Annotated in this window: 3 protein-coding genes; 2 read left to right on the top strand and 1 reads right to left on the bottom strand. The window is 55.9% G+C overall.

What is annotated here, in order from left to right; genetic code table 11:
* Window positions 1-178: 178 nt before the first annotated feature.
* Together Pla52nx_RS30285 and Pla52nx_RS30290 are read left to right on the top strand one after the other, a co-directional pair.
* Window positions 179-12790, top strand: a complete 12612-nt coding sequence (locus tag Pla52nx_RS30285; RefSeq protein ID WP_342190294.1) for a Calx-beta domain-containing protein — start codon at window positions 179-181, stop codon at window positions 12788-12790.
* Complete coding sequence (locus Pla52nx_RS30290) at window positions 12787-13455, top strand: PEP-CTERM sorting domain-containing protein (protein ID WP_146519502.1); 669 nt, start codon at window positions 12787-12789, stop codon at window positions 13453-13455. Before Pla52nx_RS30285 ends, Pla52nx_RS30290 begins: the two co-directional genes overlap by 4 nt.
* Here the strand turns inward: Pla52nx_RS30290 and Pla52nx_RS30295 are convergent.
* Entirely contained in the window at window positions 13364-14458 is a 1095-nt protein-coding gene (locus Pla52nx_RS30295; protein WP_146519501.1) for a hypothetical protein, read from the bottom strand. The two genes, Pla52nx_RS30290 and Pla52nx_RS30295, sit on opposite strands and share 92 nt — an antisense overlap.

The following is a 14458-nucleotide window of genomic DNA, read 5'->3' on the forward strand; positions in this document are numbered from 1 at the left end:
TTTGTCGGGGCGGCGCAAACTTTTTGCGTGACGCGTCTCGTTATCTCTGTAGGGACTCTGTTCTCTTTCGATTTGACGGCGTTTGGTGCCGGTGACTCGCGCGATCGCGATGCCTGCGTCTCTCGATTTCCTCACGTCAAGTCACCTGAATACCGGCTGATACACAGAGAAAGACTCAATGCTGTTTCCAGAACGCCTGAAATCATTTGTGAGCCTGCGATCCCTCGATGAGGGTGGTCGTCGAAAGAGAAGGGCTGTCCGCAAGCGTGCGGCTGTGCGTCGCGGTCGTAGAACATTACTGGAAAAGCTGGAGCGAAGAAATTTGCTCGCATCCGACTGGCAGAATCCCCTGGAGCCGGCCGACCTCAACGGTGACGGTCTCATCACCGCGTTGGATTCACTCGTTGGCATCAACGCATTGCAGGATCGTGAGTTGGTCGCGGTGGATGGACGTCTGAGCGAGCGTCAGGATCACGCCACTTCGGCTTGGCTGGACGTCAATAGCGACGGCTATTTAACAATCGAAGATGTTTCAGCGGTGCAAACAAAACTCACGGATGTGAATCGAACTTTATCCGGATCGATCCATGTTTTCCGTGATCTGTCCAACAGCATCGGTGGTCAGTCATTGAGTTTCTCACCCGCCTACGAATACCGGGTCGACGGCAAATCAATTTCGTTATTGCCGGTCTACGAACAAATGGTGGTGGGTTCTCGAGGTCCAGACGGACTGACCGTTGCATGGGGAAAAGACCGGCTTTCTGAGTTGAATGACGGCACGTTGCTTGTGGATCTGGATGAGATTCGCTCCACGGATGACATCGAGTCGGCGCGAGAGTCGCTCTTGGGTGCCGACTGGACGGGGCCGTTGTTTATTGATCCCCGGAGTGGAGATTCGCTGATTGCGACCAATGAAGTGATCGTCGCGTTGTCGGATGGCGTTGACCAGGACGCTTTTTTCACGTCTCAGTCACTGGAGTACCGTCCGCTGAGAGGCACTCCCGATCAGTTTGTGATCTCACTCGACATCTCGACATCGTTTGCAACATTAAGCACTGCCAACGCATTGGATCAGGACCCGAGAGTTCAATGGGCGGCGCCAAATTTCCATCGCGAGTTTGGACTGCAAGCCGTGATGCCCAATGACGATTTGTTTGAAAATCAGTGGAGTTTGCACAACAGCGGACAGTTTTCGGGAACGGAAAACGCAGATCCCAATTTGCCCGAAGCATGGGAGATCGAGGATGGCAGCACCAACCCGATCGTCATTGCGATCGTCGACAACGGTGTCGACCTGACGCATCCTGATCTGAACATCTTTACCAATCCGGGCGAGATTCCCGGCAACGGATTGGACGACGACGGCAACGGATGGGTCGACGATGTCCATGGATGGGATTTCCACAACGACGACAATGATCCCGGTCCCCACGGGCCTCTGGACAACCACGGCACTCAGGTCGCTGGCGTTGCCGCAGCGATCGGAAACAATTCCATTGGCATTTCTGGGGCCAATCCGAACGGAGTGATTCTGCCGATCAAGATTGCTCGCGATGACAATGGTGTTGGCGTAGGCGGCGGCAATGGTGGTGGCTTCATTAGCGATGCGCGAAAAGCGGAAGCAGTCTACTATGCGGCCGGTCGAACCGCGAACGGGTTGGGGACCTGGAAGGCGGCCGACGTGATGAATCACAGTTGGGGCGGTGGCTCGTTGAGCACAGCTCTCGAATCGGCATTCCTTTGGGCACAGGACGTCGGACGCAACGGATTGGGTGTGATCAACGTGGCGGCGTCGGGAAACAGCGCGGAAACGGTGAGCGGTGTTTCCTATCCCGCTTCGTCGACCTATACGATCGCGGTCGGTGCGACGGACAACAACGACATTCGAACCGACTACAGTCAATACGGACCCACTCTCGATCTGGTCGCCGGTGGCGGCGTTAGCGGAGCATTGATCGTCACGACGGACCGCCAAGGCGAGAGCAATGATTTCTCGGGCGACTACACCGGAACCGGAGGCGCGAGCGGAATCGCAGGCACATCGTTTTCCGCTCCGCTGGTTGCCGGTGTTGCATCGCTACTGCTCTCGCGAAATCCTACGTTGACGGTTTCCCAAGTCCGCTCGATCCTGAAGGAGAGCGCAGACGAGGTCGGTGGCGCCGTCTACACCGACGGTCACAATGACGAATACGGGGCTGGACGCGTTAATGCAGAGCAAGCATTGAATATGGTGACTGCCGTCCCTGAGATCGACGTTCGCGGTAATGGTCAATCGATTCCCCACAACAATTCCACGACCGAAACATCTGATCAGACGGACTTCGGCAGCACCTTTGTCTCTGGGGGAACCATCCAGCAAACCTTTGCCATTGCCAGCACCGGCTCGCAAGATTTGGAACTGACCGGCAGTCCTTTCGTGGAGATCTCCGGAACACATGCCAGTGACTTCACTGTCATCACGCAACCTGCGGACAGCACACTGGCCGCCAAGACAGGCAGTCAAACCTTTACCATCGAGTTTGATCCGAGTGGTCTAGGGCTGCGGACCGCAAACGTCACGATTGAGAACAGTGACAGCGACGAAGGCGTTTACACTTTTGCCATCTCCGCAATCGGAACCGGCAGTGCTCAACCGGAAATCTCCGTGCGAGGTAAGGAAGTACTGATTGTCGATGACGACAGCACGCCATCCATTGTCGATGGAACCGATTTTGGTGCCGCTCAGGTTTCCGTGGATGCCGTTTCGCAGAGCTTTGTGATCGAGAACTTCGGCTCCTCGGTGCTGAACCTGAGTGCAGATCCGCGAGTTCAGATTCTGGGAGCGGATGCGCCTGATTTTTCGGTGACGTCGCAGCCCGGCGCGACGATTCCCGGCGGCGGTGGCACGGATGCTTTCACCATCACTTTCGTTCCCTCGGGGTTGGGGATTCGACAAGCGACGGTGGTGATCGAAAATGATGACGCCGACGAATCTACATTTAGCTTTCAGATCCAGGGTTTCGGTCAGATCTTTGATTTTGGAGACGCGCCGGCTCCCTATCCTGTCACTCTCGCCGATGACGGACCACGTCACTTGGCCTCCGGGCCGACACTTGGTTCCGAACGAGACATAGAGCTTGACGGTGCAAACTCGACTGCTGCAGATTCAGATGACTCGACAGGCACAGCGGACGATGAAGATGGAGTGAGTTTTGGCGTCGTCCAAGTCGGCCAATTGGACGCTAGCGTTACCGTCAACGTACAAAACGCTGCCTCGGGGGCGAAGCTGGATGCGTGGATCGACTTCAACGCCGATGGTAGTTTCGACGGGCCAGGTGAAAAGATTGCCGACTCCGTTTCGGTAAGCAACTCGGACAATATCCTTTTCTTTGATGTGCCGGCTTGGTCCGTAGTCGGCGAAACCGCTGCGAGGTTTCGTCTCAGCACCGCCGGACACCTCGGTACCCTAGGCTTCGCTGACGATGGGGAAATCGAAGATCATTTGGTCGAGATCCTGGTACCCGACGCATCTACCAGCCAGTTCACAGCGGCTCACAGCGTATCCAACTCTGCAACAGGCGCTAAACTGGTTGTCGCTGCGGATTTGGATGGCGACGGCGACATGGACTTGGTGAGTGCCAATCAAGTCGACAATCGAATCGCTTGGTACGAAAACGATGGCAACGAGACTTTTGTGACGCACCCGATCCTGGCAACCGTGTCAGGCGTCTCCACATTGGAGGTTGCCGACTTGGACGGCGATGGTGATCTCGACATCGTGACGGGGACGAATAAGCCTGTATCGTACGACAATGTTTTTTGGCTGGAGAACAACGGTTCGGAATCGTTTGTTCGTCGGACCATCGGGACCCATTCGACAGGATTGAGCGACGCGCAAGTGGCGGCCAATACCGAAGTCTTGGGCGTAGATGGACTGAAAGTGGTCGACATCGATTCGGATGGTGATTTGGATATAGTCACTATCAGTCAGGAGGTTATCGAGGGAACTCACCTTGGCAATATCAGTATTCTCTACAACAACGGCAATGAGATCTTTGATACCAAGACAATCACGTCAACCGACGCGGTCAGCGGCGGTCAGGCGGTGGAGGTGGCCGACGTTGATGGTGACGGCGATTTGGATCTGATCACAGCGACTCATGGTCAAACTGAAATCGACCAACCGTCAGACCAAGGGATGATTCAATGGTGGGAAAACCAGGGACTCAACGGATTCTTGCCACGAGAAGTCGAAGCGGTCGCGCCCGGTGCGAAGTCCGTGTTTGCAGCGGATCTCGACCAGGATGGACATATGGATGTCATCGCCGCAATCGCAGACAACGATCGGCTTGCTTGGTATCGAAACGATGGTAGTCAGAATTTTACGCGTGAAATCCTCTCCAGCACATTGAATTCTGTCGGTCACGTCTATGCGTCTGACCTAGATGGCGATGGTGACCTGGATCTTGTCTCGGCTTCCTTTTCCGACAACTCCATCCATTGGTTTGAGAACGATGGCAACGGTACCTTTGTTACCCATCAATTGACGAATGCCGCTAACGGTGTGGAAACGATTGGTGTGGCGGATATCAATGGCGACTCCGTGCTTGACATCTTTAGTGCGTCATCCACCACCAACTCCATTGCCTGGTACGAACAAAAAACCATCCGACTCTCGATTGCGAGCGATACGGCTGTGCTCGCCGAAGGCAACTCCGGTACGACCGCGTTCACCTTCACGGTGACCCGATCCGGCGATTTGAGCGGTGCGACAACGGTCGACTATGCGGTCAGCAGCACGGAAGCGAACGGTGTTGATTTTGGCGGTGCGTTTCCGACAGATACCGTGTCGTTCGACGCCGATGAAGTGACCAAAACGATCACGATCAACGTCACTGGCGACACGGCGGTGGAACCCGATGAGAGTTTCACCGTCACACTGAGCAACGCATCGGCGCCCGCGACGATCACGACGGCCTCGGCGGTGGGCACGATCCAGAACGATGATTCAACCAGTTTGGCAATTGCGCCGCAGTCGGCTGTGCTCGCTGAAGGCGACTCGGGCACGACGGCGTTCACCTTCACCGTAACGCGATCCGGGGATTTGAGCGGTGCGACAACGGTCGACTATGCGGTCAGCAGCACGGAAGCGGACGGTGTTGATTTTGGCGGTGCGTTTCCGACAGATACCGTGTCGTTTGACGCTGATGAAGTGACCAAAACGATCACGATCAACGTCAGTGGCGACACGGCGGTCGAACCCGATGAAAGTTTCACCGTCACACTTAGCAACGCATCGGCGCCCGCGACGATCACGACGGCGTCGGCGGTGGGTACGATTCAGAACGATGACTCAACCAGCCTGGCAATCGCGGCGCAATCGGCTGTGCTCGCCGAAGGCAACTCCGGCACGACGGCGTTCACCTTCACGGTGACGCGATCCGGGGATTTGAGCGGTGCGACGACGGTCGACTATGCGGTCAGCAGTACGGAAGCGGACGGTGTTGACTTTGGCGGTGCGTTTCCGACAGATACCGTGTCGTTTGACGCTGATGAAGTGACCAAAACGATCACGATCAACGTCACTGGCGACACGTTGGTCGAACCCGATGAAAGCTTTACCGTCACACTGAGCAACGCATCGGCGCCCGCGACGATCACGACGGCCTCGGCGGTGGGTACGATTCAAAACGATGACTCAACCAGCCTGGCAATCGCGGCGCAATCAGCTGTGCTCGCCGAAGGCGACTCAGGCACGACCGCATTCACCTTCACCGTGACGCGATCCGGGGATTTGAGCGGTGTGACGACGGTCGACTATGCGGTCAGCAGCACGGAAGCGAACGGTGTTGACTTTGGCGGTGCGTTTCCGACAGATACCGTGTCGTTTGACGCTGATGAAGTGACCAAAACGATCACGATCAACGTCACTGGCGACACGGTGGTCGAACCCGATGAAAGTTTCACCGTCACACTTAGCAACGCATCGGCGCCCGCGACGATCACGACGGCGTCGGCGGTGGGTACGATTCAGAACGATGACTCAACCAGCCTGGCAATCGCGGCGCAATCAGCTGTGCTCGCCGAAGGCAACTCAGGCACGACGGCGTTCACCTTCACGGTGACGCGATCCGGGGATTTGAGCGGTGCGGCGACAGTCGATTATGCGGTCAGCAGCACGGAAGCGGACGGTGTTGATTTTGGCGGTGCGTTTCCGACAGATACCGTGTCGTTTGACGCTGATGAAGTGACCAAAACGATCACGATCAACGTCACTGGCGACACGGTGGTCGAACCCGATGAAAGCTTCACCGTCACACTGAGTAACGCATCGGCGCCCGCGACGATCACAACGGCGTCGGCGGAGGGTACGATCCAGAACGATGATTCAACCAGTTTGGCAATTGCGCCGCAATCAGCTGTGCTCGCCGAAGGCGACTCAGGCACGACGGCACTCACCTTCACGGTGACGCGATCCGGGGATTTGAGCGGTGCGGCGACAGTCGATTATGCGGTCAGCAGCACGGAAGCGGACGGTGTTGATTTTGGCGGTGCGTTTCCGTCAGATACCGTGTCGTTTGACGCTGATGAAGTGACCAAAACGATCACGATCAACGTCACTGGCGACACGGTGGTCGAACCCGATGAAAGCTTTACCGTCACACTGAGCAACGCATCGGCGCCCGCGACGATCACGACGGCGTCGGCGGTGGGTACGATCCTGAACGATGATGTCTCCGCAGTCTCGAATACTGCGCCGGTGTTGAGTGACGCCTTTGCACCTGCTTTGCCTAGCATTGACGAGGGCAATTTGGATCCGGTTGGAGTGCAAGTCCGTTCCATTGTTGTCGACGGATCATTGACCGATCCTGACATACCGGCGGCCGTTTCTTTTCGCGAGGGCAACACCAGTTCGGGAGGTGATGGCTACACGACGGGTGCGGTGACGATACGAAAGGTCACGAACGAGGGGACGGGTGGCGACCAGAATGAAAACTCCAAGGATCAGATCATCATCGGGCTCAACGAGCCATTGGTTGGGCAAAGAGAAAAGCTTCGCGGTCTTTTTGAGTTTGACTTGCTCGGCTTGACGACACAGATCGGAGCCCAGACATTTGATGTCACAGGCATCGAGTTCGTTGTTTACCAAGCTGCAGCAGGCAGAAACGAAGGGGCTCCGGCGGCCTCTGTTTTGGATCTGCAGGCGTATCTCTATGGGCATGACTTCGATGAAGCGTACGCGACGTACGATCATCCCTCGGCCGTCGACGGGTCAAGCGGGACGGATTTGACCGAAGGAGGGTCAATCGGAACCCCGGAGTTCACGAGTCCGCTTTCCACTGCAAGCGTCAGTGCCGTCAGCGGCGGTGCCAATCAGGATCAAGTCACTTTTGGCGCAACCCTTGATTTTCAGTCAGCCTTCCAATCTGCCGTTGCAACGGGTACGCCGTTTCGTTTGTTGGTCAAAGCAGACCCGACGATCGAAGACATCACGGCATTTTCATCTGGATTTGACGCACACTTTGCTCGTTTCGCTTCAGAATCTCATTCCACGGAGTCGCTCCGGCCGGAGTTGAATGCCTCGCTTGCAGCGCAAGAGGCAATTGCCATCACGGGGACAGATAACGACAACGGCGGACAGTGGCAGTATCGTTTGCAAGGCGAAAGCTCTTGGAACGCGATGGGAGCTCGCTCGGATGAGGCGGCATTGCTGCTTGGTCCTAACGATGAAATTCGTTTTGTTCCCGCACCTGGCTACAGCGGAACACCGTCGTTTGCGTTTCGCGGTTGGGACCAGTCCACAGGAACACCAGGTGCCACACAGGACGTGACGATCAATGGAGGACAAACCGCTTTCAGTGCGACGACAGACACGGCGTTCATCACTGTGAATGATGTCTCAATCGCTGAGACACAAATCAGCCTCGATGGCTCAGGGGACTTGTTGGTCGAAGATATCAACGGCGGCAACAGTGATGACACGCTGGTGGTTTCTCTCAATGGCGTCAACCTGCGCATCCAGGATCTGAACAATGAGTTGATTGCGATTGGTGACGTTATTCAAGTCGATTCCAACACCGTCGAAGTTCCTACGGCTGATATCACCGGTACCAACGGCGTCATCATCAACTCCCTCGGTGGCGATGACCGATTGACGATTGATTTCACCGGAGGCAACGTTGCCATTCCGATCCTGTTCCATGGCGGATCACAGAGTCCATCGGGCGCAGGGGATCAATTGATCTTGCAGGGTGGTGGGACATTCGCAAGTGGGCTGTTTCAGTTTGATGATCCGGGCTCTGGCACCATTGATCTGACCGACAATGGGATGATCACCTACACCGGATTGGAGCCCCTTTTCGCTTCCGTCTCTGTCACTGATGTGACACTTCAGTACAGCGAATCACCGGAAACGATCAGCGTCAACTCGTCAATCAATGGCTTGAGTACATCGGTGCAGTCCACGCTTGCTGGGACGCTGGAGATTGCGAATCCCACTGGTACGCTGCAACTTCTTTCCGGCGATGTGGGTGACGATTTGGTGCAGATTGATGGCTTGCCGATCGACTATCCGTCGAACTTGATCTTAGACGGACAAGGTGGCTCGGATACGGTCGCTATCAATCCGTCGGTATCGCTTGCTGTTGGCAAGTCGTTCAACGTATCGGCGGACGATATCACTTTACCCAACGGAACCTCCAGTGTCGCCACATCGGGCATTGGCGAGATCCAGTTGATTGCGGATCGATCGATCACATTGTCGCCGGGCGCCAGCCTGTTGACGGTCGATGGCGGGATTTCACTGCAGTCCAATGCATCGGGTTTGGTCAGCGGTGATTTTGTCGGTATTTCACTCGACGCAGCCCACTTGCAAACATCTGGATCGGGGACGATCCAGCTGAGCGGCAGTGGCGGAAACGCGGGGGACAATACCGGTGTTTCCGTCCAGGGAGGAGCCATCGTTGAGTCGACGAGCGCTCTCGTGGGAGCAGGCGGGATTGTCATCACGGGCGTTGGACGTGTCGGAGTCGGCTCTGACGGCGTTCGGATCGTGGGCAGCCAAACGGTGGTCCAGTCCAGTATGGGAGCCATCCAGATTGAGGGTTCGACCGGTGACGACGACGGTGTTGTCATCGCAAACGACTCCCAAATCAAATCATTGGGCGCGGGACCGGATGCAGCCACCATCACGATCAATGGAGTGAGCGGGACGACCAACTCCAGTGTCGGTGTCGCGATCGGTAACGGCGCTGAAGTCACATCGTCAGATGGCGATATTCAGATTGGCGCCGTGGGTACCGGAGGGCAACGCAGCTTGTACGCTTTCAACGGAGCCGAGATCAAGTCGACCGGGACGACGTCGGATGCCGCCGATGTGCGGATCGATGCCAATGGAGGGAGCGATGATGCCATTGAGTTGGGTGACCTCAGTGGCGGTGCATTGATTTCAGCATTGTCAGGAGACCTGACCATCATCAGTGATGCATCGCCTGATGGTTCTTCCGGAATCAATCTTTTTAATGGTTCCACGATTCAGGTCTCCGATGGAACGCTTCGTATCACTAGCAGCGGAGGCAGCCCGGGCGGCGTTCAACAACCGGCCATCGTCCTGTCCAGCACATCCGTTGGAAAGATCCTGTCGCTCGGCGACGGAGACATCGAGATCACCGCGTCGGCGGGTGAAATTCGCAGCGGTGGCACCGATGCAGAGATCAGCGTGATCGGTGGAGATTCAGCCGCAGGAAGTATCACGTTGATCGCGAATGAAATGGCGTTGGATGGCGGAAATGTGGGTGGTTCGGTTCGGACCACTGGCGTCGTGGCGATCAAGCCGCTCGGCGCAGCCACGACGATCGGGCTTGGTGGAGGCGTGGGAACATTGAATCTGAACGATTCTGAACTGAGTCGCATTCATGGTGCCACCATCGAGATCGGCGACCAGATTGCCGGAACCGGTTCAATCGATGTGGATACTGCAACATTCAACGCTGCCATCGTCATTGCCGGCGGAGTATTGCATGACGCTGAAAGCGGTGTTGATTTGATCGCACCCAATATCGAACTCAATACTGATGTTTCTCCTGGTCAGTCGCCCGGTGTGTTGTCCCTCGACGGGAATGTAACGATCGGAGCCAACCGAACTCTGGAACTTGAGATTGGCGGGACTTTACCAGGAACGCTTGGTTCCAATCACGATCAGTTGGTCACGACAGGCACGCTAGATATCGGCAATCTTGACACGTTGTCGATGGCGGCGATTGGTGGGTTCGTTCCCGTCGATGGTGATCAATTCATGATCATTCAACGCAACGGTGGTAGCGGGGCTTTCGCTGGTCTGCCCGAGTCTGCGCTGATCGTCGACTTTCTCGGTGCCGCCGGAATCGACGGGACGATCAGCTATGTCGGCGGAGATGGCGACGATGTCGTGATCTCGGCAGCAAGTCGTCTGATGATCGTCGACACATTGGCGGACACCCCAGACGCAAATCCAGGGGATGGCGTTGCCCAGGATGCCGCCGGAAACACTTCCTTGCGAGCGGCGATCGAAGAAGCGAATGTGATACATGGACACAATACCATCCAGTTTGCCGATTCGCTGACATCGGGCGGACCTGCCACCATCGTGCTGAACGGTTCCTCGCTTTCGATCAGCGATGACTTGACCGTGACAGGACCCGGCTTGGGAGTTCTGTCGCTCAGTGCAGCCCAGAATTCTCGTGTCATCACGGTCAGTGCGGACTCGGACGTGAACATTGCTGGCTTGACCATTCGCGATGGAGAAGACAACGGGGCTGGCGGAATCGACAACCATGGAAATCTGACGCTGTCCGATGTTCTGCTGACCAACAACACGGCAACCGGTTCACTGATCCCGGGCATCGGAACCTTTCCAAACATCACCTACATCACGATTCCAGGATTTGGTGGCGCGATCTATAACCGAGGCGACTTGAATCTCACGCGAGTCACTTTGTCCGCGAATGCGGGTGATAAAGGCGCCGCAATATTCAATACTGGCACTACCAGCTTGAATGCCAGTTTGGTCGACTCAAACGTGGGACTCGCTCAACTGACCACGCCAGGCGAAGTGTTGTACACATCGACGCCGGATGGTGTTTTGAACATTGTCGATTCAACGATCTCTAACAACGTGGGAGGTGGGATTGAACTGCAATTAAGCGGTACGGCAAATGTGGAGCGAACTCTGATTGCGGGCAATGAGGGACCAGGAGCTCGAATCGGACAGTCGTCGAGCAGCTCAAATCCAGGCATTCTGAATCTGGTGAACAGCACGATCAGTGGCAACACCGTTGCAGGCAGTGGTGGTGGTCTGTTGGTTTTTGCTGACAGCACGGTGACGATTGATCACAGCACGATCACGCAAAACCGAGCGGACTCCTTCGGCGGCGCCACAGGAGCAGGCGGCGGTATCTACAGCACCAACGCCACGATCAATATCCACAACAGCGTCATTGCCAGAAACTATCGCGGGACCTCAACCACCCCGGATGATATCGCTGGCGATCCAGTCACCAGCAGTTTCTACAGCTTGATCGGAGACACTGCATCCGCTGGTGGCATCATCGATGGGGTGAACGGGAATATCGTGGGAGCGGATCCAAGGTTGGGTCCGCTTGCAGACAACGGCGGCAACAGCTTCACCCACAAACCGTTGCCTGGCAGTGCTCTGATCGACGTGGGTGATGAGAACTTCACGCAACCACCGGACATCGACCAACGCGGAGTCGGTTTTTCCCGAGTCCGAAACGCCAGGCTAGACATCGGAGCTGTCGAAGTCCAGGACGTGGTCCCTCCCGCACCTGCACCTCGAATCGTCGATGTCGGCGTAGGCTCCACATCATGGAATCAAGCCTTTCGCGATGCCATCGATGCTGATGGTCAAGGAATGATGCTGACGGGATCCAATGATCAGCTACGGGATGTTCCTTTTATCAACGCGGATCAAATCTTTGTTCGCTTTGACCAGCCGATTGCACCGACCGATGGTGGTCAATGGCTGCCTGATGATATTCAATTGATCGGCTCGCCAACGCTGGGCCATACGTATTCATTCTCCGACGTGGAATTCCTGTCCGGCAGCAACACACTTGTGTTGACCATTGATGGGATGCTCGTCGCAGACAAGCTGCTCTTGCATATCAATGCCAGTCGCGTCATGGGGCTCGATCAATCCCTGGACGGTGAATGGGCAACCGATCAAAGCGATCCGTCGGGGGATGGTGCGGCTGGCGGAGATTTCAATTTTCGTTTTGATGTACTACCGGGCAACTTCAACAACGACTTGCTGACCAACACCACGGACTTATCAGCCATCAGAGCACTGGGAACACAGATCGCGGGAATCACGCCTGATTTCAACATGTACGCCAACGTCAATGGAGACCTGTTGGTGAACACGACGGATCTTTCCGCGATCCGCAGCCTGGGAACGCAGCTCTTGATCGGAATCGCTGAGCCGACTCAGCCAGCTCCGAGCTCTCCAGGTATTTCCAAATCATTTGCCGCGGCAAGCAACTACAGCGGTTTGGCAGCTTCAGGGATCGATCCGACCGAGCAAAACACCGACACAGATTCTTTCGATCTGATCGCGTCGCTGGGGCTTGACGTTGTGCCCGCAGATTTACAGCAGGAGAGTCAACTGCGTTCAACCGAGGTGGACGCCTTTTTTGCAACGTTCACAGATACGACTGGCGAGACACCCGAGCAGACGGATCGGTCGAACCAACTCAGCAGCAACCTTGATACCCCTTCCTTTCTTCCCTCAATCTTTGGAGATCACTGGCAATGAACAAGAGCCTCTTAATGGCCGGACTTAGTTTTTTGATTGCGATACCGGCGCATGCTGCCATTACCGTTTCGATCGATGCATCGAGTGCGGGTTCCGACATCGTATTTGCCGACACCGGGGGGACGATCAACATGGGAGTGTTCGCCACCACAGACGGCGCAGGCGTCATCGCATTCGACTCATTTGATTTGTTTTTTGATATCGGCATCGACGGAAACGGTATGCCCGACCCCGGCATAACATTCTCTGCGACTCCCGTGACACCTGGAGCCGTTTTCTCCAACTCGGCAGTGAACCCCGGAAACCTGGTCACAACTTCCGTGGCTCTCGCGGACGCGGACATCCACATTTCGGCGGACCGTGGACTCTATGATTTTGCAGCGGAAGCCGGAGTGGGGACGCCTGTAAGACTTTTTGATTTGAATCTTGACATCGCACCTGGAACAGCGGCTGGTACCTACACCATTCGTCATCGTGACAACTCAGGTGCTTTACTTGCAGTGAACGATGGGGGGACGAATCTGTATGCAACACAGCCTGCGGAATTCACCCTCGGGTCGGGTAGCTTCACCGTCACCGCGGTTCCTGAGCCTTCCTCGATACCTGTCTTGTTCGCTGTCGGGATGTATCTGTTGCGTCGTCCAAAACGCAAACAGACGACATGAGCTCTCGCTGACTTGATTCTTCCCAGTTTCGAACTCTCAAGCTTCGACATCCTTGCGATTGGGGACTGACAATCCCATCTCCCAATAGAGGCAACATTTCGCGGTCAAACTCCCGCTTCGCAGCGACCAACACGATCGTCAATGGGATTGCGACGAGAACGACTCGCAACAAAGCGACGACCCAGGGCTTTTGATTACGAATCTGCGGTGCCTCACTCACGCAGCAAAGTACTGGCGCGAACAAAATAGTGAGCGCCGACATGGTCGAGATTTCACCGAAGAACCGACCGACGAACAGAAGGCCAAACAGACCAACCACTCCCAGGGCGATGATGGCCGGCGCAAGGAAGCTGTTCGGTAAGCGATCCTCGCAATCTTTCCTCAGATATCTGGTGGACACTCGCGATGCGGCCGATACGCCAAACACGGTTGCAGCCAGCGGGATCGCCGCAGCTCCTCCCTTGATGTACCCCGCCAACATCACCGTCGTGCCGGCGCACTGAATCGCCAAGCAAAGTGCAAAGGCAATCGAGATTCCACCGCTGCGTTGGGTGACGCAAGACAGTGCGCCCCACACGATTACCAACAGAATGCCGGAGACCGCGATCATCGCGTTCGCCTGCCACGCTGTCCAATCATCTGTGACATTTAAGTAGACGGACTTGTGAAGCAGAATGCGTGGAATCGCGATGGCGACGACAATACGCAGTAACCATGAAACGGCGTTGGAAATCGGCGTTGACGTAGCAATCAGCTCAACAAACAGCGTCACCGGGACCACGATCATCAATAACCGATCGAGACCGCTGGTTGGTGGAAACGATCGGTGATACCCCAACCAAGCGTAGCCCGTCACCAGACCCAGCCCGAGACCGACGACACAGACAGCGTTTAGCCAACTCGTAATGACGGATCGTCGCACCGCAATCATCACGAAAACGAAAACAGAGCTGGTGATTGCCGCAACCCCCATTGCCTGCGCGTAGAGCAGAGGCTCGGGCAT

It is taken from the genome of Stieleria varia (genome assembly GCF_038443385.1).
Lineage (GTDB): Bacteria > Planctomycetota > Planctomycetia > Pirellulales > Pirellulaceae > Stieleria > Stieleria varia.